Origin of the sequence: Amorphoplanes digitatis (assembly GCF_014205335.1) — a bacterium.
Classification (GTDB): Bacteria; Actinomycetota; Actinomycetes; order Mycobacteriales; family Micromonosporaceae; genus Actinoplanes; species Actinoplanes digitatus.
In genome coordinates, this window is record NZ_JACHNH010000001.1 from 8,016,767 (window position 1) to 8,042,528 (window position 25,762).

A 25,762-nucleotide genomic window follows, 5' to 3' on the forward strand; every position below is an offset into this window, starting at 1 on the left:
TCAGCCCCCGTACGACCGCAGGGCGTCGATGGCGCGCACCGTGACGTCCTCGACCGGCCCCGTCGCGTCGATGCCGACGAGCTTGCCCTGCGCCCCGTAGAAGTCCACGAGCGGAGCGGTCTTGTCCGCGTACTCGACGAGGCGGTTGGCGATGGTCTCCGCCTTGTCGTCGTCGCGCTGGAACAGCTCGGAGCCACACCTGTCGCAGATGTTCTCCTTGCTGGTCGGGTCGAACTCGACGTGCCAGATCTTGCCGCAGCCGCGACAGGTCCGGCGGCCCGAGAGCCGCCGGATCACTTCGTCGTCGTCGACCACGAGCTCCATCACCAAGTCGAGTGCGGTGCCCAGGTCCGCGAGCAGCTTGTCGAGCGCCGACGCCTGCGGGACGGTTCTCGGGAAACCGTCAAGCAGGAAGCCGTCGCCGGCGTCGGGCTCGGCGAGCCGGTCGCGGACCATGTTGATGGTGACTTCGTCCGGGACGAGGTTGCCCGCGTCCATGTACCGCTTCGCCTCGACGCCGAGGGGCGTCCCCTGCGACACGTTGGCCCGGAAGATGTCACCGGTGGAGATCTTCGGTACGGCGAGATGGGCAGCGATGAACTCAGCCTGGGTCCCTTTACCGGCCCCCGGAGGGCCCACCAGTACCAGCCGCACCTACATCGCCTCGCTTCGGTGAGAACGAGCCTCGCAAACCACAGACGCAAGAGCCCCCCGGCTCCGCGCCCCCACTACCGGAGGAACCCTTCGTAGTTGCGCTGCATCAGCTGGCTCTCGATCTGCTTGACCGTCTCCAGGCCGACACCCACCATGATCAGCACCGCCGTACCACCGAACGGGAAGTTCTGGTACTGGGCATTGTTCAGCCAGATGAAGAAGAAGTTCGGCAGAACCGAGATCAGACCGAGGTAGAGCGCGCCCGGGAGGGTGATCCTGCTGAGGATGAAGTCCAGGTAGTCGGCGGTCGGCTTGCCGGGACGGATGCCCGGGACGAATCCACCGTACTTCTTCATGTTCTCCGCGACCTCGGTCGGGTTGAACGTGATCGAGACGTAGAAGTACGTGAAGAAGATGATCAGCAGGAAGTACGTGGTGATGTAGATCCAGTTACTGGGGTTGGCCAGGTTGTTCTGGATCCACTGCTGGTAGCCCTTGAGGTTGTTCTGGTCGAAGAACTGCAGGTACAGCTGCGGCAGGTAGAGCAGCGAGGACGCGAAGATCACCGGCACGACGCCGGCCTGGTTGACCTTGAGCGGGATGTACGTCGAGGTACCGCCGTACATGCGCCGGCCGATCATGCGCTTCGCGTACTGCACCGGGATGCGGCGCTGGGCCTGCTCGATGAAGACAACCGCGCAGATGACGACCAGCACGAGCGCGATGACCAGCAGGAACTTCGCGGTACCGCTGGTCTCCTTGATCGTCCAGCCCTCGCCGGGAAGGCGGGCGGAGATCGAGGTGAAGATGAGGACCGACATGCCGTTGCCGACGCCGCGGTCGGTGATGAGCTCACCGAGCCACATGACGACGCCAGTACCGGCCGTCATGGTGACCACCAGCATGACCAGGGTCAGCCACATCGGGATGCCGGTGTTCTCCGGGACGATCTGGAACTTCTCCTGGTCCTGCGGGCAGGCGTTGGCGAAGAGCTGGCCGGAGCGGGCCAGGGCCACGAACGCCGAGGACTGCAGGATCGCGAGGCCCAGGGTCAGGTAGCGGGTGTACTGCGTGATCTTCGCCTGGCCGGACTGGCCCTCCTTGCGGAGCTGCTCGAGCCGCGGAATCACCACGGTGAGCAGCTGCAGGATGATCGACGCCGTGATGTACGGCATGATCCCGAGCGCGAAGACCGACAGCTGCAGGAGCGCGCCGCCGGAGAAGAGGTTGAGGAGGTTCAGCACCCCGCCGCCGGCGTTGGTGCTGTTCACCACGTCCAGACAGTTCTGAACGTTGGTGTAGGACACGCCTGGGCTGGGCAAAGTGGCGCCGAGCCGGTAGACCGCGATGATCGCTACTGTGAACAGCAACTTCTTGCGCAGGTCAGGCGTCCGGAACGCACTGGAAAAGGCGGAGAGCAACTTCTTCCTCCTGCGCGAGGTGGCCGCGTGTAAATCGGCGGATGGGGGGAGGCATCGGTCCGGACGACCGATATCCCTAGCTGGGAACGGACTTTAACAGTCTGACGTGCCTGTTGTGAGGCACGGTCGCCGCATCAATTCCGCCCCGGGGCGAAGATCCATCCGGTGACCGCTGAAACAGCGACGTCCGAACTGGCAAAACGCCAGTTCAGACGCCACAACGGGGATGCTGCCCGAGCATCTCGCGATGCCCGGGCGAGCATCCCCGGAAAGCCTCACAGCTCGGTGGCGGAACCACCAGCAGCTGCGATCTTCTCCTTGGCGGACTCGCTGAACGCGTGCGCCGTGACCCGCAGGGTCACGCCGCCCAGCTCGCCGGAGCCCAGAACCTTGACCGGCTGGCCCGGACGGACCGCGCCGGCCTCGGCGAGCTCCAGCGGGCCGATCTCGCCGCCGTTGGGGAACAGCTCCGCGAGCCGGTCCAGGTTCACGACCTGGAACACGACCTTGTTCTTGTTCTTGAAGCCCTTCATCTTGGGCAGGCGCATGTGGATGGGCATCTGCCCACCCTCGAACCGGGCCGGAACCTGGTAACGCGCCTTCGTGCCCTTGGTGCCGCGACCGGCGGTCTTGCCCTTGGAGCCCTCACCGCGACCCACACGGGTCTTCGCGGTCTTGGCACCGGGCGCCGGGCGCAGGTGGTGAACCTTGATCGCCATTACTCGACCTCCTCGACACTGACGAGGTGGTTCACGGCGAAGATCATGCCCCGAATCTCGGGGCGGTCCTCCTTGACCACCACATCGTTGATCCGCTTCAGCCCGAGCGACCGCAGGGAGTCCCGCTGGTTCTGCTTACGGCCGATCGCGGAGCGGAGCTGGGTGACCTTCAGGCGTGCCATCACCGCACCGCCGCTTCCGCACGCGCCGCCAGCATGGCCGCCGGAGCGACGTCCTCGACCGGGAGGCCACGGCGGGCCGCAACGGCCTCCGGGGACTCCAGGCCCTTCAGGGCCGCCACCGTCGCGTGCACGATGTTGATCGGGTTCGACGAGCCGAGGCTCTTGCTGAGCACGTCGTGGATGCCGGCGCACTCCAGCACGGCACGCACCGGGCCACCGGCGATGACGCCGGTACCGGCGGACGCCGGCTTCAGGAGCACGACACCCGCGGCGGCCTCACCCGTGATCGGGTGGGGGATCGTCGCGGCGATGCGCGGCACCTTGAAGAAGTGCTTCTTGGCCTCCTCGACGCCCTTGGCGATCGCCGCGGGCACCTCCTTGGCCTTTCCGTAGCCGATGCCGACGGTGCCGTCACCGTCGCCGACGATCACCAGGGCGGTGAAGCTGAAGCGACGACCACCCTTGACGACCTTGGCGACGCGGTTGATCGCTACGACCCGCTCAAGATGCGGGGTCTTCTCGACGGGCGCGTTACCGCGACCGCCCTCACGGCGGTTGTCGCGGCGGCCACCTTCGTTGTTACCGCCGGACCCGCCGCCTCGGCGCTGCTGACCAGGCATTGGTCTTCCCTCCTAGAACTCGAGTCCGGCTTCGCGGGCAGCGTCGGCAAGCGCGGCGATCCGCCCCGCGTACCGGTTGCCACCGCGGTCGAAGACGACCTTGGAAACGCCCGCGGCCTTGGCCCGCTCGGCGAGTAGAGCCCCGACCTTGGCGGCCTGCGAGCTCTTGTCACCCTCGCCGCCCCGCAGGGTCGCATCGAGGGTGGATGCCGACGCGAGCGTGTGGCCCTTGAGGTCGTCGACGATCTGCGCGGTGATGTTCCGCGTGGACCGGGTGACGACCAGACGGGGACGCTCGGCGGTGCCGCGGACGTTCTTGCGGACCCGGAAGTGCCGGCGCGCCTTTCCGACAGCGCGCTTGTACGCGGCACCGCCGCCATTGCGGCGCTTGAGCAGCGTGGCGGTCACTTCTTACCTGCCTTTCCAGCCTTGCGGCGGATGACCTCGCCCTGGTACTTGACGCCCTTGCCCTTGTACGGCTCCGGCGGGCGGATCTTCCGGATGTTCGCGGCAACCTCGCCGACGAGCTGCTTGTCGATGCCGGCCACGGTGAACTGGGTCGGCTTCTCGACGGAGAAGCTGATGCCGTTCGGAGCGACCACGTTGACCGGGTGCGAGAAGCCGAGCGCGAACTCGAGGTCCTTGCCCTTCGCGGTCACGCGGTAACCCGTGCCGTTGATCTCCAGGGTCTTCTTGTAGCCCTCGGTGACGCCGATGATCATGTTGGCGACCAGGGTACGAGAGAGACCGTGCAGCTCCTTGGCGCGGCGCTCGTCGTTGGGGCGGTTCACCGACAGCTCACCGTTCTCGGCCTTCTCGACCTTGATCGGCTCGGCAACGATGTGCTGCAGTTCGCCCTTGGGGCCCTTGACCTTGATGGTCTGGCCCGTGATGGTGACGTCGACGCCGGCCGGTACCGGGATCGACTTACGTCCGATTCGCGACATGTCAGAGTCTCCGTTACCAAACGAAGGCGAGGATTTCCCCGCCAACGCTCCGCTTGCGGGCCTGCCGGTCGGTCAGCAGCCCCTGGGACGTCGAAACGATCGCGACACCCAGGCCACCGAGCACCCGCGGGAGCTCGTCGGACTTGGCGTACACCCGGAGACCGGGCTTGGACACGCGCTTGATGCCGGCGAGGCTGCGCTCGCGGTTCTGGCCGTACTTGAGCTCTACGACCAGCCGCTTGCCGACTTCGCCTTCAGCCGGGTCCTCAGCCGTCCAGGACGCGATGTAGCCCTCTGCCTTGAGGACCTCGGCGATGTTCGCCTTGATCTTCGAGAAGGGCATGGTCACCTTGTCGTGGTACGCCTGGTTGGCGTTACGCAGACGCGTGAGCATGTCTGCGATCGGGTCCGTCATCGTCATGGGTATTCGTCAACCTTTCTCGCCGGGGTTCCCAGGCATTCCGGGCCTACGGCGAAGCGGTATTGCTTGGTTACCAGGAAGCCTTCGACACGCCGGGCAGCTCACCGCGGTGGGCCATGTCCCGGACACACACCCGGCACAGACCGAACTTGCGGTAGACCGAGTGCGGACGTCCGCATTTCTGGCAGCGGGTGTACGCACGCACGGCGAACTTCGGCTTCGCGGCCGCCTTGATGATCAGCGCCTTCTTAGCCATGCTCAGTTCTCCTTGAACGGGAAGCCCAGGAGCTTGAGCAGCTGCCGGCCTTCCTCGTCGGTCGTGGCGGTGGTGACCACCGTGATGTCCATGCCCCGGGTCCGATCGATCCGGTCCTGGTCGATCTCGTGGAACACCGACTGCTCGGTCAGACCGAACGTGTAGTTGCCGTGGCCGTCGAGCTTGCGCCCGTCCAGACCGCGGAAGTCACGGATACGCGGCAGCGCGATCGACAGCAGCCGGTCCAGGAACTCCCACATCCGGTCGTTGCGAAGGGTGACCTTCGCGCCGATCGGCATGCCCTCGCGCAGCTTGAACTGCGCGATCGACTTGGTCGCACGCCGCACCAGCGGCTTCTGACCGGTGATGGTGGTCAGGTCCCGCACGGCGCCGTCGATCAGCTTGGCGTCGCGGGCAGCCTCGCCGACACCCATGTTCACGACGACCTTCACCAGGCCCGGGATCTGCATGGGGTTGCCGTACTTGTACTGCTCCTGAAGGGCGGCGATGACCTCGCCACGGTACTTCTGCTTCAGGCGGGGCAGCGTCTTGGTCTCAGTAGCGGCAGTCATCACAGGTCCTTACCGGTGCTACGCGCGATGCGAACCTTCTGGCCGCCTTCGTCGGTGCGGTACCCGACGCGGGTCGGGTTGCCCTCGGAGTCCACGATCTGCACGTTCGAGATGTGAACCGGGGCTTCCTGCGTGACGATGCCGCCGGTCTTGGAACCGCGCTGGGTCGTGCGGATGCGTTCGTGCTTCTTGATGCGGTTGACGCCCTCGACCAGGACCTTGTCCTGCCGCGGGAAGGCCGCGATGACCTTACCCTTGGCGCCCTTGTCCTTGCCGGCGATGACGACGACCGTGTCGCCCTTCTTGATCTTCACGGTCAGAGCACCTCCGGCGCCAGGCTGATGATCTTCATGAACCGCTTGTCGCGCAGCTCGCGGCCGACCGGGCCGAAGATGCGCGTACCGCGGGGGTCGCCACCGTCCTTGATGATGACGGCGGCGTTCTCGTCGAAGCGGATGTACGAGCCGTCGGGACGGCGGCGCTCCTTGGCGGTGCGAACGATGACCGCCTTGACGACGTCACCCTTCTTCACACCGGCACCCGGAATGGCGTCCTTGACCGTCGCCACGATGACGTCACCGATGCTCGCGTAACGGCGACCGGAGCCGCCCAGAACGCGGATGCACAGAATCTCCCGGGCACCCGTGTTGTCGGCGACGCGCAGTCGCGACTCCTGCTGGATCACGTCTGTCTCCTATGTCTGCCAGTTCTCCGGCAACGAGCCGAAGCTTGGCGGAACTCTGCTCCGCCGTTAGTCCGTTTCCAGGGCTGCGGCGGGGCGGTTGGACGGGCCGCCGGGCCGGCCGGGTAACCCGGCCGGCCCAGCAAACTCACTTGGCCTTTTCGAGGATCTCCACGACCCGCCACCGCTTGGTGGCGGACAGCGGGCGGGTCTCCATCAGCGAGACCCGGTCGCCAACGCCGCAGGCGTTCTGCTCGTCGTGCACCTGAAGCTTGCGGGTGCGCCGCAGAACCTTGCCGTACAGCGCATGCTTGACGCGGTCCTCGACCTCGACGATGACGGTCTTGTCCATCTTGTCGCTGACCACGAGGCCCTCGCGCACCTTGCGCTGGCTCCGCGGCTCAGCAGCTGCGTTCTCGCTCATGCTGTAGTCACCTCAGTCGGCGCGGCCGAGAGCCCCAGCTCACGCTCACGCATGATCGTGTAGATCTTCGCGATGTCCTTGCGGACGACCTGCAGACGACGGTGGTTGTCGAGCTGACCGGTCGCACCCTGGACGCGGAGATTGAACAGCTCCGCCTTGGACTCCTTGAGTCGCGTGACGAGCTCCTCTTCCGGGAGTTCACGCAGCTCGGAGGCCTTAACGCCCGCTGCCATCAGCTTTCACCCACTTCGCGCGTCACGATGCGGCACTTCATCGGGAGCTTGTGGATCGCGCGACGCATCGCTTCGCGCGCGATCGTCTCGTTCGGGAAGGACATCTCGAAGAGAATGCGTCCCGGCTTGACGTTCGCCACCCACCACTCCGGCGAGCCCTTGCCGGAACCCATGCGGGTCTCGGCGGGCTTCTTGGTCAGCGCCTGGTCCGGGAAGATCGAGATCCAGACCTTACCGCCACGCTTGATGTGGCGCGTCATGGCGATACGGGCCGACTCGATCTGCCGGTTGGTCACATACGCCGGCTCCAGGGCCTGGATACCGAACTCACCGAAGACCACCCGGTTGCCGCCCTTGGACGCGCCGTGGCGGTCCGGGTGGTGCGGCTTGCGGAAGCCCTTCGGGGGCTTACGCGGCATCAGCATGTGTCAGCCCTCCTGCTGCGTTTCGGCCGCGGCCGGAGCAACGGCGGTGTCGGTCGTGGGCGCGGCCTCCGCCGAGGCGGGGGTCACAGCCGCGGCCTGGGCGGCACGGCCGGCCTCGGTGCCACCCGCGGTCGTACCGGACGAACCGGAACGGCCACGGCGCGGACGCTCGGGGCGGTCGGCACGGTCACGGCGCGGACGCGCGGGCGCCTCGGGGGCGACCTCGCGACCCGGCACGGCGTCGCCCTTGTAGATCCAGACCTTCACACCGATGCGGCCGAAGGTCGTACGGGCCTCGAAGAAGCCGTACTCGATGTTGGCGCGCAGCGTGTGCAGCGGAACGCGACCCTCACGGTAGAACTCCGTGCGGCTCATCTCCGCGCCGCCGAGGCGGCCGGAGACCTGCACGCGGATGCCCTTGCAGACCGGGTTCTTCATCGCGGACTGCATCGCCTTGCGCATCGCCCGGCGGAAGCTGACCCGGCTGGACAGCTGCTCGGCGACGCCCTGCGCCACGAGCTGTGCGTCCGACTCCGGGCTCTTCACCTCGAGGATGTTGAGCTGCACCTGCTTGCCGGTGAGCTTCTCGAGCTCGCCGCGGATCCGGTCGGCCTCCGCACCCTTACGGCCGATGACGATGCCCGGCCGGGCGGTGTGGATGTCCACGCGGACCCGGTCACGGGTGCGCTCGATGTCGACCTTGGAGATGCCGGCGCGCTCGAGGCCCTTGGACATCATGCGGCGGATCTTGACGTCCTCGCCGATGTAGTCCTTGTAGAGCTTGTCCGCGAACCAGCGGCTCCGCCAGTCGGTGGAGATGCCGAGACGGAACCCGGTGGGGTGAACTTTCTGACCCATTACTCGGCACCCTCCGTGCTCTGCTGGGATTCGGCGGCGGGCGCCGCCTTCTTCGCAGGCGCGGCCTTCTTCGCGGCGGCCTTGCGGGCCGGAGTGGCCACCTGGACCGCCTCCACTGCCACGGTGATGTGGCAGGTGCGCTTGCGGATCCGGTACGCCCGGCCCTGCGCACGCGGCCGGAACCGCTTCAGCGTCGGACCCTCGTCGACGAACGCCTCGCTGACGAGGAGAGCGTCCGGGTCGAGCCGCTCGTTGTTCTCCGCGTTCGCAATCGCGCTCGCGAGCACCTTGTAGACCTGCTCACTCGCGGCCTGCGGTGCGAACTGCAGAACCGTGAGAGCCTCCTTCGCGGGCAGACCGCGGACGAGGTTGATCACACGGCGCGCCTTGTTCGGCGAGATGCGCACGTGGCGCGCAACCGCCCGTGCGCCCGGAAGCGCCGGAGCGTCGCCCTTGACTGGCATCGCTGTAACCCCTCTTGTTTCTTAATCCGTGGACTGCTTAGCGACGACGGCTCTTGCGGTCGTCCTTCTCGTGACCCTTGAACGTGCGGGTCAGAGCGAACTCGCCGAGCTTGTGCCCGACCATGGCCTCGGTGATGAACACCGGGACGTGCTTGCGCCCGTCGTGCACGGCGATCGTGTGCCCGAGCATGTCGGGAATGATCGTCGAGCGTCGCGACCAGGTCTTGATGACGTTCTTCGAGTTCTTCTCGTTCTGGACTTCCACCTTCTTGATGAGGTGGTCGTCGACGAACGGGCCCTTCTTCAGGCTGCGAGGCATCTTTTAACTCCCGTTACCCGCGCTTGCGGGTGGCGTAGCGGCGGCGAACGATCATGCGGTCGCTCTCCTGGCCCTTGCGGCGGGTACGGCCCTCCGGCTTACCGGCGGGGTTGACCGGGTGGCGACCACCTGAGGTCTTACCCTCACCACCACCGTGCGGGTGGTCGACCGGGTTCATGGCGACACCACGGACGGTCGGGCGCTTGCCCTTCCATCGCATGCGGCCGGCCTTGCCCCAGTTGATGTTCGACTGCTCGGCGTTGCCGATCTCGCCGACCGTCGCGCGGCAGCGGATGTCGACGCGGCGAATCTCACCGGAGGGCATACGCAGCGTGGCGTACACACCCTCACGGCCGAGCAGCTGGATGCCAACGCCGGCCGAACGGGCCAGCTTGGCGCCACCGCCGGGACGAAGCTCCACACCGTGGACCGTCGTACCGACCGGGATGTTGCGCAGGGGCAGGTTGTTGCCCGGCTTGATGTCCGCGCCGACACCCGACTCGACCCGGTCGCCCTGCTTGAGGTCCTTCGGCGCGAGGATGTAGCGCTTCTCGCCGTCGGCGTAGTGCAGCAGTGCGATGCGGGACGTGCGGTTGGGGTCGTACTCGATGTGAGCGACCTTGGCCGGCACGCCGTCCTTGTCGTTGCGCTTGAAGTCGATCAGCCGGTACTGCCGCTTGTGACCGCCGCCCTGGTGCCGCGTGGTGATGCGACCGTGGACGTTGCGGCCACCCTTCTTGGGCAGCGGGGCCAGCAGAGACTTCTCCGGCGTCGACCGGGTGATCTCGGCGAAGTCGGCGACGCTGGAGCCACGACGGCCCGGCGTGGTCGGCTTGTACTTACGGATAGCCATGATTTACAACCCCTTAGCTGACCGGGCCGCCGAAGGCCTCGATACGGTCACCGTCAGCCAGCTTCACCATCGCGCGCTTGGTCGCCTTGCGCTGACCGAACCCGGTCTTGGTGCGCTTGCGCTTGCCCTCGCGGTTCGCGGTGTTCACCGTCAGCACGCGGACGTCGAAGATCTGCTGGATCGCGATCTTGATCTGAGTCTTGTTGGCGTCCGGGTGAACCAGGAACGTGTACCAGTTCTGGTCGAGAACGCTGTAGCTCTTCTCGGAGACCACGGGCGCGACGATGATGTCGCGCGGGTCGGCGATCGTGCTCACTTGTCCCCCTCCTCGGCGGCTTCGGCCGGAACGCCCAGGAACTCGTCGAGGGCTTCCTTGGTGAAGACGACCTCGTCGGCGACCAGGACGTCGTACGTGTTGAGCTGGCCGGCCTCGATGAGGTGGACGGTCGGCTCGTTCCGCAGCGAGATCCAGTTCAGCTCGTCGTGGCTGCTCAGGACGACCAGAACCTTGTTCGATTCGGTCGCCTTGCGCAGCGTGGCGATCGCGGCCTTCGTCGACGGCTTCTCGCCGGCGATGAAGCCCTCGACCACGTGCACCAGGCCGTCGCGTGCCCGGTCAGAGAGGGCGCCACGCAGGGCGGCGGCCTTCATCTTCTTCGGGGTCCGCTGGCTGTAGTCGCGCGGCACGGGTCCGTGCACGACGCCACCGCCGGTGAACTGCGGCGCGCGGATCGAGCCCTGACGGGCGCGACCGGTGCCCTTCTGCTTGTAAGGCTTCTTGCCGCCGCCGGCGACCTCGCCACGGGTCTTCGCCTTGTGCGTACCCTGACGGGCCGCAGCGAGCTGCGCCACGACGACCTGGTGCATCAGCGGGATGTTCGCCTGCACGTCGAAGATGTCGCCGGGCAGCTCGACCGAGCCGGCCTTCGTGCCCTCGGTGTTGATCACGTCAACCGAGCTCACTTGGCACCACCCTTCTTCTTCGCCGCCGTACGGACGAGGATCAGCGCGCCCTTGGGGCCGGGAACGGCACCCTTGACGAGCAGCAGGTTGTTCTCCACGTCGACCGCCTGCACCGTGAGGTTCTGCACGGTGAAGCGCTTGTTGCCCATGCGACCGGCCATCCGGGTACCCCGGAAGACGCGGCCGGGCGTCGCGCAGGCGCCGATGGAGCCGGGCGAACGGTGCTTACGCTCCACACCGTGGCTCGACTTGAGGCCGTGGAAACCGTGCCGCTTCATGACACCGGCGTAGCCCTTGCCCTTGGTCTTACCGGTGACGTCGATCGGCGTACCGACCGCGAACGCCTCAACGGTGACCTCCTGGCCGAGCTCGTACTCGGTGGCGTCGCTGGTGCGCAGCTCCACGATGTGGCGCCGCGGCGACACACCCGCCTTCGCGTAGTGGCCGCCCTCCGGCTTGTTGACCTTCCGCGGGTCGATGGCGCCGTACGCCAACTGAACCGCGGTATAGCCGTCAGTCTCGGGGGTGCGGACCTGGGTCACGACGCACGGGCCGGCCTGCACCACGGTTACCGGGACGACCTTGTTGTTGTCCCAGACCTGGGTCATGCCGAGCTTGGCGCCCAGGATGCCCTTCACTTGCCTGTCCATTGTCCGGATCCCTACAGCTTGATCTCGATGTCGACGCCAGCCGGAAGGTCGAGGCGCATCAGCGAGTCGACCGTCTTCGGAGTCGGGTCGATGATGTCGATCAGACGCTTGTGCGTGCGCATCTCGAAGTGCTCGCGCGAGTCCTTGTACTTGTGCGGCGAACGGATCACGCAGAAACGGTTGATCTCCGTGGGCAGCGGCACCGGGCCAGCAACCTGCGCACCGGTACGCGTAACCGTCTCGACGATCTTGCGCGCCGAGGAGTCGACGACCTCGTGGTCATAGGCCTTGAGCCGGATGCGGATCTTCTGTCCCGCCATGGTGGCTTCTGTTTCCTTCTCTCGATGCCGCTACGTGCGAAAGCTGTGGCCCTCGCATGCCCGCAGGACCGTTGGTCCTGCGATGTCCGACCCCCGCGGTCGGGCGTGTCGCGCTGGTGAACCAGGCTCCGCCCCAAGAATCTGGAGCGATCATGCCCGCAAGGAATTCTCCAGGGAGTCTTCCTTGATCCGTCGGGATCGGGGATGCCGGCGGCTACGAACAACCACGCCGGACACCCGGCGAGGGTGGCTGACCGCCCTCTCTCGAAAGCGAGAGCAGCCAACCACCCTGCGCGGACGCAACCTGACTAGTATGCCGCATCGATCGCGGCATTGCTAATCGGGGTGCTTACTCAGACGTTGATCTTCGTGACCGTGCCGGCGCCGACGGTGCGGCCACCCTCACGGATCGCGAACTTCAGGCCCTGCTCCATGGCGATCGGCTGGATCAGCTTGACCGACATGCTGGTGGAGTCGCCCGGCATGACCATCTCGGTGCCCTCGGGCAGCGTGACGACGCCGGTGACGTCCGTGGTGCGGAAGTAGAACTGCGGGCGGTAGTTCTGGAAGAACGGGGTGTGCCGGCCGCCCTCTTCCTTCGAGAGGATGTAGACCTGGCCCTCGAACTCCGTGTGCGGGGTGCTGGTGCCGGGCTTCACGACGACCATGCCGCGCTCGACGTCCTCGCGCTTGATGCCACGCAGCAGCAGACCGACGTTCTCGCCCGCGCGGGCCTCGTCGAGCAGCTTGCGGAACATCTCGATGCCGGTGCAAACGGTCTTGGTCGACTTCTCGCGGATACCCACGATCTCGACCTCCTCGTTCGGCTTGAGGATGCCGCGCTCGGCGCGACCCGTGACAACGGTGCCGCGGCCGGTGATCGTGAACACGTCCTCGATCGGCATGAGGAACGGCTTCTCGGTCTCACGCTCGGGCTGCGGAATCGCGGTGTCGACCGCGTTCATCAGCTCCATGAGCTTGCCGCTCCACTCCTCGTCGCCCTCGAGCGCCTTGAGTGCCGAGACGCGCACGACCGGCAGGTCGTCGCCCGGGAACTCGTAGGTGCTGAGCAGCTCGCGGACCTCGAGCTCGACGAGCTCCAGGAGCTCCTCGTCCTCGACCATGTCGCTCTTGTTCAGGGCGACAACGATGTACGGAACGCCGACCTGGCGGGCCAGGAGCACGTGCTCCTTGGTCTGCGGCATCGGGCCGTCGGTCGCGGCGACCACCAGGATCGCGCCGTCCATCTGGGCGGCACCGGTGATCATGTTCTTGATGTAGTCGGCGTGGCCGGGGCAGTCCACGTGCGCGTAGTGCCGCGACGCGGTCTGGTACTCGACGTGCGCGATCGAGATCGTGATGCCGCGGGCCTTCTCCTCCGGCGCCTTGTCGATCTCGTCGAACGGCGTGTAGGGGTTCAGGTCCGGGTACTGGTCGTGCAGGACCTTCGTGATTGCCGCAGTCAGCGTCGTCTTACCGTGGTCGATGTGACCAATGGTGCCGATGTTGACGTGCGGCTTAGTCCGCTCGAACTTCGCCTTCGCCACTGGTGTCCTCCTGTGGACTGTGTCTTTTCTTCTCGCCCGGCACGCCGATAAGGCGCTCAGGACTCTGTCGACTGCTCGTGCACGTGCGGTCCTCGACGGACCGCACGTGCCTCAACGCGTCAGGCGCCGGTGGCCTTAGCGATGATCTCCTTCGCGACGCTCTGAGGAACCTCGGCGTAGGAGTCGAACTGCATGCTGTAGCTCGCCCGGCCCTGAGTCTTCGACCGCAGGTCGCCGACGTAGCCGAACATCTCCGAGAGCGGCACCAGTGCCTTGATGACGCGAGCGCCGTGACGCTCCTCCATCGACTGGATGATGCCGCGGCGGGAGTTGAGGTCACCGATGACGTCACCCATGTTGTCCTCAGGGGTGGTGACCTCAACGGACATCATCGGCTCGAGGAGTGCGGGGTCGGCCTTGCGGGCCGCCTCCTTCATCACGATCGAGCCGGCGATCTTGAACGCCATTTCCGACGAGTCGACCTCGTGGAACTGACCGTCCACCAGTGTCAGCTTCACGCCGACAAGCGGGTAGCCGGCGAGGACGCCGTACTGCAGCGAGTCCTGCGCGCCCGCGTCCACCGAGGGGATGTACTCCTTGGGGATGCGACCGCCGGACACCGCGTTGACGAACTCGTAGGTCGGGCCGTCCGCCGCGAGCGGCAGGGGCTCGACGGTGACGACGACCTTCGCGTACTGGCCCGAGCCACCGGTCTGCTTCTTGTGCACGTAGGTGAGCTTCTCCACGGTGCCGCGGATGGTCTCACGGTACGCCACCTGCGGCTTACCGATGTTCGCCTCGACGTTGAACTCGCGGCGCATGCGGTCCACGAGGATGTCGAGGTGCAGCTCGCCCATGCCGGCGATGACCGTCTGACCGGTCTCCTCGTCGTTGAAGACGCGGAAGGTCGGGTCCTCCTCGGCGAGGCGCTGAATCGCGACGCCCAGCTTCTCCTGGTCCGACTTGGTCTTCGGTTCGATGGCGACCTGGATGACCGGCTCCGGGAAGGTCATCGACTCCAGGATGACCGGGTTCGCCGGGTCGCTGAGCGTGTCGCCGGTGGTGGTCTGCTTGAGACCCTGGACGGCGATGATGTCGCCGGCCTGCGCCGACGGGCGCTCCTCACGCTTGTTCGCGTGCATCTGGTAGATCTTGCCGATCCGCTCCTTGCGGTCCTTGGTGGAGTTGACCACCTGGGAGCCGGAATCGAGCGTGCCGGAGTAGACCCGGACGTAGGTGAGCTTGCCGAGGTGCTTGTCCGTCTGAATCTTGAACGCCAGGCCCGAGAAGGGCTCGTCGTTCGACGGCTTGCGCACGATCGGGGTCTCACCGTCGACGGCCGTACCGTCGATCGCGGGGACGTCCAGCGGCGACGGCAGGAAGTCGACGACGGCGTCGAGCATGGGCTGAACGCCCTTGTTCTTGAACGCCGAGCCACACAGCACCGGGTTGGCCTTGCTGGCGATCGTGGCGCGCCGGATGGCGGCCTTGATCTCGTCCTGGGAGACCTCTTCGCCCTCGAGGTACTTCTCCATGACGAAGTCGTCCACGTCGGCGAGCGTCTCGATGAGCTTCTCGCGCCACTCGGTCGCGGAGTCCAGCAGATCTGCCGGGATCTCCTCGATCGCGTAGTCCTCACCCTTGGTGGTCTCGCCACGCCAGGTGAGCGCCCGCATGCCGATCAGGTCGACGACGCCGATGTGGTCACCCTCGAGCCCGATCGGGATCTGGAGGACGAGCGGCGTGGCGTTGAGCCGGTCGATCATCATCTGCACGCAGCGGAAGAAGTCAGCGCCGGTCCGGTCGAGCTTGTTGACGAAGCACATCCGGGGGACGTGGTACTTGTCCGCCTGCCGCCAGACGTTCTCCGTCTGGGGCTCCACGCCGGCGACGCCGTCGTAGACCGCGACGGCACCGTCGAGCACACGCAGCGACCGCTCGACCTCGACCGTGAAGTCGACGTGGCCGGGCGTGTCGATGATCTGGATCGTGTACCCGTTCCACTCGCACTTCGTGGCGGCGGAGGTGATGGTGATGCCGCGTTCCTGTTCCTGCTCCATCCAGTCCATGACGGCCGCGCCCTCGTGGACTTCACCGATCTTGTACGTGATACCGGTGTAGAACAGGATCCGCTCGGTCGTCGTGGTCTTACCAGCGTCGATGTGCGCCATGATGCCGATGTTGCGTACCTTGGCGAGCGCGTCTGCGGCGGCCACTTCAATCCCTACTTTTCTTCGTCGTCGTCTCTACAGGACCGGTACGACTGACTGCGTTGGCCCGGCGGGAACCGGGCCGGCAGCGGGGTCTTACCAGCGGTAGTGCGCGAAGGCCTTGTTGGACTCCGCCATCTTGTGGGTGTCCTCGCGCCGCTTCACGGCAGCACCGAGGCCATTGCTGGCGTCGAGCAGCTCGTTCTGCAGGCGCTCGATCATGGTCTTCTCGCGGCGGGCCTTGGAGTACTGGACCAGCCAGCGCAGACCGAGGGTCGTCTGCCGCGGCGTGCGGACCTCGACCGGCACCTGGTAGGTCGCGCCACCGACACGGCGGCTGCGGACCTCAAGGGTCGGCTTGACGTTGTCCATGGCGCGCTTGAGCGTCACCACGGGGTCGGTGCCGCTCTTCTCCCGGCAGCCCTCGAGGGCGCCGTAGACGATGCGCTCGGCGAGCTGACGCTTGCCCCCGACCAGGATCTTGTTCACCAGCTGGGTGACCAGCGGTGAGTTGTAAACCGGGTCCGGAACCACCGGGTGGCGCGGAGCGGGGCCCTTACGCGGCATGTCAGCTCTTCTCCTTCTTCGCGCCGTAACGGCTGCGGGCCTGCTTGCGGTTGCGGACACCCTGGGTGTCCAGCGAACCGCGGACGATCTTGTAGCGGACGCCCGGGAGGTCCTTCACACGACCGCCGCGCACGAGCACGATCGAGTGCTCCTGCAGGTTGTGGCCGACGCCCGGGATGTACGCCGTCACCTCGATCTGGCTGCTGAGCTTCACACGAGCGACCTTGCGCAGCGCAGAGTTCGGCTTCTTGGGGGTGGTGGTGTACACGCGCGTGCACACGCCGCGCCGCTGGGGGCTTCCCTTCAGCGCCGGCGTCTTGGTCTTGCTCGTCTTCGCCTGGCGGCCCTTTCGGACCAGCTGCTGGATCGTGGGCACCGGGTTTCTCCGCTCCCTTCGGCCGCCCTTTTAGCGGCCGCAATGTCTTCGTTTGCGATGTGCGTCGTGAGACCCCGGTTTGGGTCTCCGACACCCGCGGTCGGGCGTGTCGTCCGGCTCACGGTCCCGCCGCGCGCTTGACACACGCAACGAGTGTTTCTGTCTTTGTCAGGGCTGTAACCCTGTCGTGCCACTGCCCCGTCGATTACCACAGACTCGGGCGCACGCACGAGTTGCCCGGGCGAGCCCGGGCACGAGGGGAAAGAGTACCCACCTCGGGGACACAGGTCAAAACGAGCCTGCTTCCCCTGATGGACATCTCCAACTAACAAGTGTACCGGGTGCCCCGGCACGACAGAGCCGCGGTGTCGGATCCGGCACCACGAGGTCTCACGATGACTGCAATACCACTACCAACAACAACGTCAGCACCGCGATTCCCAGCCCGGCTCCCCCGCACCAGACCCCCGCGACGGCGACGCCGTTGCCGGTGAAGCGGACCCGGCCCTCGGCACCGGAGCGGCGGATCTGCCGCCGTGAGACCAGGCCCACAGCGATGGCTCCGCCGCCGAACAGGACGCTCAGCAGGGCGAACGCTCCCGCCACCCAGCCGCCCCAGCCCTCCGACGAGCCGGCGATGCCGAAGCAGAGCACCAAGGTGGATACCAGGATCGAGGCGATGCCGGCCATCAGCGCGCCAACCGCCAGGCCGGACGTGATCGGCGTAACTCTGAGCTGAACCAGGCCGAACCCGGTGCCGGGCACGGCTTCCACCCGCTCCGGCGTCCACAGTTCGTTCGACTTCGGCGGCATGACGCCGTGCGCCTGCGCCGGCACCGCCGGCGGCTGTCCGTACGGCGCCGCCGGTGGTGCCGACCACGAACCTGGCTGCTGCGTCACAAACGTCCCTCTCACCGCGAACCCGCTGGATCAGTGAGCAATTTTCAACCCTGGCCCCGGGCCGGCGGCAACCGGGCCGTTGGCTGCCGCCCGGGCAATTGAAAAAGGCTCATCGAGCATGTCACCCGAACGTGGTCCGGCGCAGCCCCAGGGCGCGCTGAGGGCCCTCAGTCGGTGTTCGCGCCGAAGTCCTGCCCGACCGGCCCGCCGGCCAGGTGCAGCAGACCGGCGATCGTCGCCACCACCAGCGTGGTGAGCGCCAGCACGATCCCCGCCCAGGCCAGCCGCCGGCCGCGGCGCACCCAGACCATGCCGGTCAGGTAGCCGCCCGCCGAGTAGGCCTGGTGCTCGACCTGGCGGGCCAGCAGCAATGCGATGGTGGCGGGAATCACTCCGCCGACGAACGCCCCGGTCAGGAACCCCACCAGGCCGAGCGCGAAGACGGCACGCGCCTTGGTCGATGGGGCCGGATCCGGATCCATCGGGTGGCGGGTGGGCACGGCGGTGGCGGGGAGTGTCACCCATCCATCTTAGGAACACCGAAGGGCGGCCGCGCAGTGATGCGCGGCCGCCCCGGTGGTGAAACGTGAAACCCTTAGCGGTACGACCCGAAGTCGAAGTCGTCCAGCGGCACAGCCTGCCCGCTGGCCGGCCCGAAGCCGTAGTCGGTCTCGGGGTACCCGGTCATCGAGTACACCTTGGCCTTGGCCTCCTCGGTCGGCTCGACCCGGATGTTGCGGTACTTGCTGATGCCAGTACCGGCCGGGATGAGCTTGCCGATGATGACGTTCTCCTTGAGGCCCACCAGCGAGTCGCTGCGCGAGTTGATCGCAGCGTCGGTGAGCACCCGGGTGGTCTCCTGGAAGGAGGCCGCCGAGAGCCAGGAGTCGGTCGCCAGCGAGGCCTTGGTGATACCCATCAGCACCGGACGACCGGCGGCGGGCTCGCCACCCTCGCCGACGAGCCGGCGGTTCTCCGACTCGAAGAGCGCCCGGTCGACCAGCACGCCCGGCAGGAACTCGGTCGCGCCGGAGTCGATGACCGTCACCCGCTTGAGCATCTGGCGGATGATGATCTCGATGTGCTTGTCGTGGATGAGCACACCCTGCGAGCGGTAGACCTCCTGGACCTCACTGGTCAGGTGGACCTGGACCGCCCGCGGACCCATGATCCGCAGAAGCTCGTGCGGGTCGATGGTGCCCTCGGTGAGCTTCTCGCCGACCGCGACGTGGTCGCCGTCGAGCGCCCGGAGCTTGACGCGCTTCGAGATCTTGTCGTACACGATCTCTTCGCTGCCGTCGTCCGGGATCACGATGATCTTCCGCGACCGCTCGCCGTCCTCGATGCGGATGCGTCCCGGGGTGTCGGCGATGGGCGCCTTGCCCTTGGGCACGCGGGCCTCGAAGATCTCCTGCACACGCGGCAGACCCTGGGTGATGTCCTCACCCGCGACACCACCGGTGTGGAAGGTACGCATCGTCAGCTGCGTGCCGGGCTCACCGATGGACTGGGCCGCGATGATGCCGACGGCCTCGCCGATGTCGACCGACTTGCCGGTCGGCAGCGAGCGGCCGTAGCAGGCCGCACACACGCCGAGCTTCGACTCGCAGGTCAGGACGCTGCGCACCCGGACCGTCTCCACCCCGGCGGCGACAAGCTTGTCGACCAGGATCGAGTTGAGGTCCTCGCCACGCGCCACCGCGATGCTGCCGTCGGGGCCGACGATGTCGTCCGCGATGGTGCGGGCGTGCACGCCGGTCTCGGCGTGCGTGTGCACGACGAGGGTGCCGTCGGGCTCGCGGTCGCTCACCGTCATCGGGATCGCGCGGTCGGTGCCGCAGTCCTCTTCACGGATGATGACGTCCTGCGAGACGTCCACCAGACGCCGGGTCAGGTAACCCGAGTCGGCGGTACGCAGCGCGGTGTCCGCCAGGCCCTTACGGGCACCGTGCGTGGAGATGAAGTACTCCAGCACGGTCAGACCCTCGCGGTACGACGAGGTGATCGGGCGCGGGATGATCTCGCCCTTGGGGTTGGCCACCAGACCACGGATCGCGGCGATCTGCCGGAGCTGGAGGAGGTTACCGCGAGCGCCGGAGTTGATCATGACCCAGAGCGGGTTCTCCTGCGGCAGCGCCGTCTCCATCTCCTTCGAGATGTCCTTGGTCGCGTTGGTCCAGATGTCGATGAGTTCGCCGCGACGTTCCTCGGCGGTCATCAGGCCACGCTGGTACTGCTTGTCGATGCGGTCGGCCTCGCCCTGGTAGCGGGCGATGATCTCCGGCTTGCGCGGAGGGCCGATGACGTCGCCCATACCGATCGTCACACCGGACCAGGTGGCCCAGTGGAAGCCGGCCTCCTTGAGCGCGTCCAGGGTCGCCGCCAGGGCGACCTTGGGGAAGCGCTCGGCGAGGTCGTTGACGATCGCGGAGAGCTGACCCTTGCGGATCTCGTAGTTGACGTAGCGGTAGCCCGGCGGCAGCGTCTCGTTGAAGAGCACCCGTCCCAGGGTGGTCTCGACGAGCAGCTTGTCGCCCGACTCCCAGCCCTCGGGCCGCTCCCAGGTCGGCTCGGCAGCGCCGTTGTCGACCTCGAGCACCTCGGGCAGCCTGATCTTCACCTGCGCCTGCAGGTGCAGCTCGCCGTTGTCGAACGCCATCCGCGCCTCGGCGTCCGAGCTGAAGACCCGGCCCTCACCCTTCGCACCCTTGGTGAGGTGCGTCAGGTAGTAGAGGCCGATGACCATGTCCTGGGTGGGCATGGTGACGGGCTTGCCGTCGGCCGGCTTGAGGATGTTGTTCGACGAGAGCATCAGGATCCGGGCCTCGGCCTGCGCCTCGGCCGACAGCGGCACGTGCACCGCCATCTGGTCACCGTCGAAGTCGGCGTTGAACGCCGTACAGACGAGCGGGTGGATCTGGATCGCCTTGCCCTCGACCAGCTGCGGCTCGAAGGCCTGGATGCCCAGGCGGTGCAGGGTCGGCGCGCGGTTCAGCAGCACGGGGTGCTCGCTGATGACCTCTTCGAGGACGTCCCACACGACGGCGCGCTGACGCTCGACCATCCGCTTGGCCGACTTGATGTTCTGCGCGTGGTTCAGGTCGACCAGGCGCTTCATCACGAACGGCTTGAACAGCTCCAGCGCCATCTGCTTCGGCAGGCCGCACTGGTGCAGCTTGAGCCGGGGGCCGACGACGATGACGGAACGGCCGGAGTAGTCGACGCGCTTGCCGAGCAGGTTCTGCCGGAAGCGGCCCTGCTTGCCCTTGAGCATGTCGGACAGCGACTTCAGCGGACGGTTACCCGGGCCGGTGACCGGCCGGCCGCGGCGGCCGTTGTCGAACAGCGCGTCGACGGCCTCCTGCAGCATCCGCTTCTCGTTGTTGACGATGATCTCGGGGGCACCGAGGTCGATCAGTCGCTTGAGCCGGTTGTTGCGGTTGATGACCCGGCGGTACAGGTCGTTCAGGTCGCTGGTCGCGAAGCGGCCACCGTCGAGCTGCACCATCGGGCGCAGGTCCGGCGGGATGACCGGGACGCAGTCCAGCACCATGCCGAGCGGCGAGTTGCGGGTGTTCAGGAACGCGGCGACGACCTTGAGCCGCTTGAGCGCACGGATCTTGCGCTGGCCCTTGCCGCTGCGAATGGTCTCGCGCAGCGACTCGGCCTCGGCGTCGAGGTCCATGTTCTCCAGCAGGGCCTTGATCGCCTCGGCGCCCATGCCACCGGTGAAGTACTCGCCGAAGCGGTCGCGCAGCTCGCGGTAGAGCAGCTCGTCGGTGACGAGCTGCTTGCTGTCGAGCTTGCGGAACGTGTCGAGCACCTCGTCGAGCCGGTCGATCTCGCGCTGCGCCTTGTCACGGATCTGGCGCATCTCGCGTTCGCCGGCCTCCTTGACCTTGCGGCGCACGTCGGCCTTGGCACCCTCGGCCTCGAGCTCGGCGAGATCCTGCTCGAGCTTGGCGGCCCGCTTCTCGATCTCGGAGTCGCGGCTGTTCTCGGACTGCCGCTTCTCGGCGAAGATCTCGTTCTCGATGGTGGACATGTCGCGGTGACGCGCCTCGGCGTCAACGCTCGTGATCACGTACGAGGCGAAGTAGATGATCTTCTCGAGATCCTTGGGCGCCAGGTCGAGCAGGTAGCCCAGCCGGCTCGGCACACCCTTGAAGTACCAGATGTGCGTGACCGACGCGGCCAGCTCGATGTGGCCCATGCGCTCACGACGCACCTTGGACCGGGTCACCTCGACGCCGCAGCGCTCACAGATGATGCCCTTGAACCGAACCCGCTTGTACTTACCGCAGTAGCACTCCCAGTCCCGCTGCGGACCGAAGATCTTCTCGCAGAAGAGTCCGTCCTTCTCGGGCTTGAGCGTGCGGTAGTTGATCGTCTCGGGCTTCTTGACCTCACCGTGCGACCACTGGCGGATGTCGTCAGCGGTAGCAAGGCCGATGCGCAACTCGTCGAAGAAGTTGACGTCGAGCACTTGGTCTATCCCTCGTGTTTCGTTGCTCGGATATTTTCCAGGCCGGCGGGGGCGTCCCCGGCAGTTTCAACCACCGGGGACGCTTCCGTCAGATCTCTTCGACGCTGCTGACGCCCTCGTTAGGACGCCTCGACAGGTCGATGCCGAGTTCTTCCGCGGCCCGGAAGACCTCGTCGTCGGTCTCACGCATTTCCAGGGCGACGCCGTCGCTGGAGAGCACCTCGACATTCAGGCACAGCGACTGCAGCTCCTTGAGCAGCACCTTGAACGACTCGGGGATTCCCGGCTCCGGGATGTTCTCGCCCTTGACGATGGCCTCGTAGACCTTCACGCGGCCCAGGACGTCGTCGGACTTGATGGTGAGCAGCTCCTGCAGTGCGTATGCCGCACCGTAGGCCTGCATCGCCCAGCACTCCATCTCGCCGAACCGCTGGCCACCGAACTGCGCCTTACCACCCAGCGGCTGCTGCGTGATCATCGAGTACGGTCCGGTCGAACGAGCGTGGATCTTGTCGTCGACCAGGTGGTTCAGCTTCAGGATGTAGACGTAGCCGACCGAGATCGGGTCCGGCAGCGGTTCACCGGAACGACCGTCGAAGAGCTGCGCCTTGCCGTCGCCGTTGACCAGCCGCTTACCGTCACGGTTGACCACCGTCGACTCGAGAAGGCCCTTGATCTCCTCCTCGCGGGCGCCGTCGAAGACCGGCGTCGCGACATTGCTGTCCTTCGGAGACTCATGCGCCTCGATGGCCCGCAGCTGCCGCTTCCAGTCGGCGTCGTCGCCCTCGACCTCCCAGCCCGTCTTGGCGATCCACCCGAGGTGGGTCTCCAGGACCTGGCCGATGTTCATACGCGAGGGCACACCGAGCGGGTTGAGCACGATGTCGACAGGCGTCCCGTCCTCGAGGAACGGCATGTCCTCGATGGGCAGGATCTTCGAGATGACGCCCTTGTTGCCGTGCCGGCCGGCGAGCTTGTCGCCGTCCTGGATCTTGCGCTTCTGGGCGACGTAGACCCGGACCAGCTCGTTCACGCCCGGGGGCAGCTCGTCGCCGTCCTCGCGCGAGAACGTGCGTACGCCGATGACCGTGCCGGTCTCGCCGTGCGGCACCTTCAGCGAGGTGTCCCGGACCTCCCGGGCCTTCTCACCGAAGATCGCGCGCAGCAGCCGCTCCTCCGGGGTCAGCTCGGTCTCGCCCTTGGGCGTCACCTTGCCGACCAGGATGTCGCCGGGCACGACCTCGGCACCGATCCGGATGATGCCGCGCTCGTCCAGGTCGGCGAGCATTTCCTCGCTGACGTTGGGGATGTCGCGGGTGATCTCTTCCGGGCCGAGCTTGGTGTCGCGGGCGTCGACCTCGTGCTCCTCGATGTGAATCGAGGTGAGGACGTCCTGCTGCACGAGGCGCTGCGACAGGATGATCGCGTCCTCGTAGTTGTGGCCTTCCCAGCACATGAACGCGACGAGCAGGTTCCGGCCGAGGGCCATCTCCCCCTCGTCGGTGCACGGACCGTCGGCGATGACCTGGCCGGCCTCGACCCGGTCGCCCTCGAAGACGACGGGCTTCTGGTTGACGCAGGAGCCGGCGTTGCTGCGACGGAACTTGTGCAGCAGGTAGGTCCGGCGGTGGCCGTCGTCCTGGTGCACCGTCACGTAGTCGGCGCACAGGTCCTCGACCAGACCGCCGACCTCGGCCACGACCACGTCGCCGGCGTCGACCGCGGCACGGTATTCCATGCCCGTGCCGACCAGCGGGGCCTCCGCCTTGACCAGCGGAACGGCCTGACGCTGCATGTTGGCGCCCATGAGGGCACGGTTCGCGTCGTCGTGCTCGAGGAACGGGATCATCGCCGTCGCGACCGAGGTCATCTGCCGCGGCGAGACGTCCATGTAGTCGACCTGCTCGCCGGGGACGTAGTCGATCTCGCCGCCCTTACGGCGGACGAGAACGCGGTCCTCGGCGTACGTGCCGTCGCTCTTGAGCGGCGCGTTGGCCTGAGCCTTGACGAACCGGTCCTCTTCGTCGGCCGTCAGGTAGTCGACCTGGTCGGTGACCCGGCCGTTGTCCACCCGGCGGTACGGCGTCTCGATGAACCCGAACGGGTTGACCCGCGCGAACGTCGAGAGGGCGCCGATCAGGCCGATGTTCGGGCCTTCCGGCGTCTCGATCGGGCACATCCGGCCGTAGTGCGACGTGTGCACGTCACGAACCTCGAAGCCGGCCCGCTCACGGGACAGACCACCGGGGCCGAGCGCGCTCAGCCGGCGCCGGTGGGTCAGGCCCGCCAGCGGGTTGGTCTGGTCCATGAACTGCGACAGCTGCGACGTGCCGAAGAACTCCTTGATCGCCGCCACCACGGGGCGGATGTTGATCAGGGTCTGCGGCGTGATCGCCTCGACGTCCTGGGTCGTCATGCGCTCACGGACGACGCGCTCCATCCGGGACAGGCCCACCCGGACCTGGTTCTGGATGAGCTCGCCGACGGTGCGCAGGCGACGGTTGCCGAAGTGGTCGATGTCGTCGGCCTCGTAGCCCTCCTCACCGGCGTGCAGCCGGCAGAGGTAGTCCACGGTCTTGACGATGTCTTCCTCGGTCAGCGTGCCCCGGACGATCGGGACGTCGATGTCGAGCTTCTTGTTGAACTTGTAACGGCCGACCTTGGCGACGTCGTACCTCTTCGGGTTGAAGAAGAGGTTGTCGAGCAGGGTCTGCGCGTTCTCCCGCGTCGGCGGCTCGCCAGGGCGGAGCTTGCGGTAGATGTCGAGCAGGGCCTCGTCCTGCCCGGCGATGTGGTCCTTCTCGAGCGTCGTCATGAGCAGCTCGGACCAGCCGAACCGCTCCCGGATCTGATCCGCCGACCAACCGATCGCCTTGAGCAGGACGGTGACGGCCTGCCGGCGCTTGCGGTCGATGCGGACACCGACGGTGTCGCGCTTGTCGATATCGAACTCGAGCCAGGCACCCCGGCTCGGGATGACCTTGACGCTGGAAAGGTCGCGGTCTGAGGTCTTGTCCGGCTCCTTCGTGAAGTACACGCCCGGCGAGCGGACGAGCTGACTCACCACGACGCGCTCAGTGCCGTTGATGACGAACGTCCCCTTGGGGGTCATCATCGGGAAGTCACCCATGAACACGGTCTGGCTCTTGATCTCGCCAGTGGTGTTGTTGGTGAACTCCGCGGTCACGAACAGCGGCGCGCAGTAGGTCAGGTCCTTCTCCTTGCACTCCTCGATCGAGGCCTTGACCTCGTCGAAGCGCGGCGCTGAGAAGGACAGCGACATGGTGCCGGAGAAGTCCTCAATGGGACTGATCTCTTCGAGGATCTCTGCGAGGCCCGAGTGGGCGTGAGGATCGTCCGTCGAGCGCGCTTGCCAAGCCTCGTTCCCGACCAACCAGTCGAAAGACTCCGTCTGGAGGGCGAGGAGGTTTGGGACCTCAAGTTGCTCGGTGATCCTGCCGAATGAAATGCGGCGGGGAGCGTATGCGCTCGACGTACGACTGGTCTTCGCAGGGCGGGAAGCTGCCAAGATGCGTCCTTCCGAGGACCGGTGCTGCTGATGCGGCTGAGCTGCTGATGCAACTGTCTGCGTCACTTGTCTGCGTGCACTCCAATGAACCCCCAGGAAATCATCCGGATGGATATTCCTGCAGGGCTCAAGACAGAAGGCAGCGCAAACTAGCAGTGTAGCCG

At 66.6% G+C, this 25,762-nt stretch carries 31 protein-coding genes; all 31 read right to left on the reverse strand.

Going from position 1 to position 25,762, the window contains the following annotated elements:
• The 31 genes from BJ971_RS35375 to rpoB all read right to left on the reverse strand — a co-directional run bounded on the left by BJ971_RS35375 (position 1) and on the right by rpoB (position 25,598).
• Positions 1–654: an adenylate kinase gene (locus tag BJ971_RS35375; RefSeq protein ID WP_184997642.1), complete on the reverse strand. Its 654-nt coding sequence runs from the start codon at positions 652–654 to the stop codon at positions 1–3.
• A 74-nt stretch (positions 655–728) separates the two neighbouring features.
• Positions 729–2,075: a preprotein translocase subunit SecY gene (gene secY / locus BJ971_RS35380; protein ID WP_184997644.1), complete on the reverse strand. Its 1,347-nt coding sequence runs from the start codon at positions 2,073–2,075 to the stop codon at positions 729–731.
• A 275-nt stretch (positions 2,076–2,350) separates the two neighbouring features.
• The gene (rplO, locus tag BJ971_RS35385; RefSeq protein ID WP_184997646.1) at positions 2,351–2,794 is read right to left on the reverse strand and encodes a 50S ribosomal protein L15; all 444 of its coding nucleotides are present in this window, start codon (positions 2,792–2,794) and stop codon (positions 2,351–2,353) included.
• Positions 2,794–2,976: a 50S ribosomal protein L30 gene (rpmD, locus tag BJ971_RS35390; protein WP_184997647.1), complete on the reverse strand. Its 183-nt coding sequence runs from the start codon at positions 2,974–2,976 to the stop codon at positions 2,794–2,796. The genes rplO and rpmD overlap by 1 nt, the downstream gene beginning before the upstream one ends.
• On the reverse strand, positions 2,976–3,596 hold the full coding sequence (gene rpsE, locus BJ971_RS35395; protein ID WP_184997648.1) for a 30S ribosomal protein S5: 621 nt from the start codon (positions 3,594–3,596) through the stop codon (positions 2,976–2,978). The genes rpmD and rpsE overlap by 1 nt, the downstream gene beginning before the upstream one ends.
• 12 nt (positions 3,597–3,608) lie before the next feature.
• Positions 3,609–4,004 (reverse strand): 50S ribosomal protein L18, encoded by a 396-nt coding sequence (rplR, locus tag BJ971_RS35400; protein WP_184997650.1) that lies wholly within the window; start codon positions 4,002–4,004, stop codon positions 3,609–3,611.
• A complete protein-coding gene (gene rplF, locus BJ971_RS35405; protein ID WP_184997652.1) occupies positions 4,001–4,543 on the reverse strand; it encodes a 50S ribosomal protein L6 in 543 nt (180 codons plus the stop codon). Before rplF ends, rplR begins: the two co-directional genes overlap by 4 nt.
• Before the next feature lie 13 nt (positions 4,544–4,556).
• Entirely contained in the window at positions 4,557–4,964 is a 408-nt protein-coding gene (gene rpsH / locus BJ971_RS35410) for a 30S ribosomal protein S8 (protein ID WP_184997654.1), read from the reverse strand.
• A gap of 70 nt (positions 4,965–5,034) precedes the next feature.
• Positions 5,035–5,220 (reverse strand): type Z 30S ribosomal protein S14, encoded by a 186-nt coding sequence (locus BJ971_RS35415; protein WP_014440734.1) that lies wholly within the window; start codon positions 5,218–5,220, stop codon positions 5,035–5,037.
• A 2-nt stretch (positions 5,221–5,222) separates the two neighbouring features.
• Entirely contained in the window at positions 5,223–5,792 is a 570-nt protein-coding gene (rplE, locus tag BJ971_RS35420) for a 50S ribosomal protein L5 (protein WP_184997655.1), read from the reverse strand.
• Positions 5,792–6,112 carry a 50S ribosomal protein L24 gene (gene rplX, locus BJ971_RS35425; protein ID WP_184999276.1) on the reverse strand — a complete coding sequence of 107 codons (321 nt, stop codon included), beginning with the start codon at positions 6,110–6,112 and terminating at the stop codon, positions 5,792–5,794. The genes rplE and rplX overlap by 1 nt, the downstream gene beginning before the upstream one ends.
• The gene (rplN, locus tag BJ971_RS35430) at positions 6,109–6,477 is read right to left on the reverse strand and encodes a 50S ribosomal protein L14 (RefSeq protein WP_023358185.1); all 369 of its coding nucleotides are present in this window, start codon (positions 6,475–6,477) and stop codon (positions 6,109–6,111) included. Before rplN ends, rplX begins: the two co-directional genes overlap by 4 nt.
• A 145-nt stretch (positions 6,478–6,622) precedes the next feature.
• On the reverse strand, positions 6,623–6,898 hold the full coding sequence (gene rpsQ, locus BJ971_RS35435; protein ID WP_184997657.1) for a 30S ribosomal protein S17: 276 nt from the start codon (positions 6,896–6,898) through the stop codon (positions 6,623–6,625).
• On the reverse strand, positions 6,895–7,131 hold the full coding sequence (gene rpmC / locus BJ971_RS35440) for a 50S ribosomal protein L29 (RefSeq protein WP_184997658.1): 237 nt from the start codon (positions 7,129–7,131) through the stop codon (positions 6,895–6,897). The genes rpsQ and rpmC overlap by 4 nt, the downstream gene beginning before the upstream one ends.
• The gene (gene rplP / locus BJ971_RS35445) at positions 7,131–7,556 is read right to left on the reverse strand and encodes a 50S ribosomal protein L16 (RefSeq protein WP_015618999.1); all 426 of its coding nucleotides are present in this window, start codon (positions 7,554–7,556) and stop codon (positions 7,131–7,133) included. Before rplP ends, rpmC begins: the two co-directional genes overlap by 1 nt.
• Positions 7,557–7,559: 3 nt before the next feature.
• A complete protein-coding gene (rpsC, locus tag BJ971_RS35450) occupies positions 7,560–8,414 on the reverse strand; it encodes a 30S ribosomal protein S3 (protein ID WP_184997659.1) in 855 nt (284 codons plus the stop codon).
• Positions 8,414–8,878 (reverse strand): 50S ribosomal protein L22, encoded by a 465-nt coding sequence (rplV, locus tag BJ971_RS35455; RefSeq protein WP_184997660.1) that lies wholly within the window; start codon positions 8,876–8,878, stop codon positions 8,414–8,416. The genes rpsC and rplV overlap by 1 nt, the downstream gene beginning before the upstream one ends.
• A 37-nt stretch (positions 8,879–8,915) precedes the next feature.
• Positions 8,916–9,197, reverse strand: coding sequence for a 30S ribosomal protein S19 (gene rpsS, locus BJ971_RS35460; RefSeq protein ID WP_014440726.1), 282 nt, complete (start codon positions 9,195–9,197; stop codon positions 8,916–8,918).
• Positions 9,198–9,210: 13 nt separating this feature from the next.
• Positions 9,211–10,050: a 50S ribosomal protein L2 gene (gene rplB / locus BJ971_RS35465; protein WP_184997662.1), complete on the reverse strand. Its 840-nt coding sequence runs from the start codon at positions 10,048–10,050 to the stop codon at positions 9,211–9,213.
• A 13-nt stretch (positions 10,051–10,063) separates the two neighbouring features.
• The gene (rplW, locus tag BJ971_RS35470) at positions 10,064–10,366 is read right to left on the reverse strand and encodes a 50S ribosomal protein L23 (protein WP_184997663.1); all 303 of its coding nucleotides are present in this window, start codon (positions 10,364–10,366) and stop codon (positions 10,064–10,066) included.
• The gene (gene rplD / locus BJ971_RS35475; RefSeq protein ID WP_184997665.1) at positions 10,363–11,013 is read right to left on the reverse strand and encodes a 50S ribosomal protein L4; all 651 of its coding nucleotides are present in this window, start codon (positions 11,011–11,013) and stop codon (positions 10,363–10,365) included. The genes rplW and rplD overlap by 4 nt, the downstream gene beginning before the upstream one ends.
• Positions 11,010–11,663, reverse strand: coding sequence for a 50S ribosomal protein L3 (gene rplC, locus BJ971_RS35480; RefSeq protein WP_184997667.1), 654 nt, complete (start codon positions 11,661–11,663; stop codon positions 11,010–11,012). Before rplC ends, rplD begins: the two co-directional genes overlap by 4 nt.
• 11 nt (positions 11,664–11,674) lie before the next feature.
• A complete protein-coding gene (rpsJ, locus tag BJ971_RS35485) occupies positions 11,675–11,983 on the reverse strand; it encodes a 30S ribosomal protein S10 (protein ID WP_007073037.1) in 309 nt (102 codons plus the stop codon).
• A gap of 353 nt (positions 11,984–12,336) precedes the next feature.
• Positions 12,337–13,530, reverse strand: coding sequence for an elongation factor Tu (gene tuf, locus BJ971_RS35490; RefSeq protein ID WP_184997668.1), 1,194 nt, complete (start codon positions 13,528–13,530; stop codon positions 12,337–12,339).
• A 119-nt stretch (positions 13,531–13,649) separates the two neighbouring features.
• Complete coding sequence (gene fusA, locus BJ971_RS35495) at positions 13,650–15,746, reverse strand: elongation factor G (protein ID WP_184997670.1); 2,097 nt, start codon at positions 15,744–15,746, stop codon at positions 13,650–13,652.
• Positions 15,747–15,836: 90 nt separating this feature from the next.
• Entirely contained in the window at positions 15,837–16,307 is a 471-nt protein-coding gene (rpsG, locus tag BJ971_RS35500; RefSeq protein WP_106130645.1) for a 30S ribosomal protein S7, read from the reverse strand.
• Position 16,308: 1 nt separating this feature from the next.
• Positions 16,309–16,683: a 30S ribosomal protein S12 gene (rpsL, locus tag BJ971_RS35505; protein WP_014440718.1), complete on the reverse strand. Its 375-nt coding sequence runs from the start codon at positions 16,681–16,683 to the stop codon at positions 16,309–16,311.
• Positions 16,684–17,073: 390 nt separating this feature from the next.
• Positions 17,074–17,520, reverse strand: coding sequence for a hypothetical protein (locus tag BJ971_RS35510; protein WP_307837419.1), 447 nt, complete (start codon positions 17,518–17,520; stop codon positions 17,074–17,076).
• A gap of 230 nt (positions 17,521–17,750) precedes the next feature.
• Complete coding sequence (locus BJ971_RS35515; protein WP_184999278.1) at positions 17,751–18,065, reverse strand: hypothetical protein; 315 nt, start codon at positions 18,063–18,065, stop codon at positions 17,751–17,753.
• A gap of 113 nt (positions 18,066–18,178) precedes the next feature.
• The gene (locus BJ971_RS35520) at positions 18,179–22,069 is read right to left on the reverse strand and encodes a DNA-directed RNA polymerase subunit beta' (RefSeq protein WP_184997671.1); all 3,891 of its coding nucleotides are present in this window, start codon (positions 22,067–22,069) and stop codon (positions 18,179–18,181) included.
• 88 nt (positions 22,070–22,157) lie between these two features.
• On the reverse strand, positions 22,158–25,598 hold the full coding sequence (gene rpoB / locus BJ971_RS35525) for a DNA-directed RNA polymerase subunit beta (protein WP_184997672.1): 3,441 nt from the start codon (positions 25,596–25,598) through the stop codon (positions 22,158–22,160).
• Between the last annotated feature and the right edge of the window lie 164 nt (positions 25,599–25,762).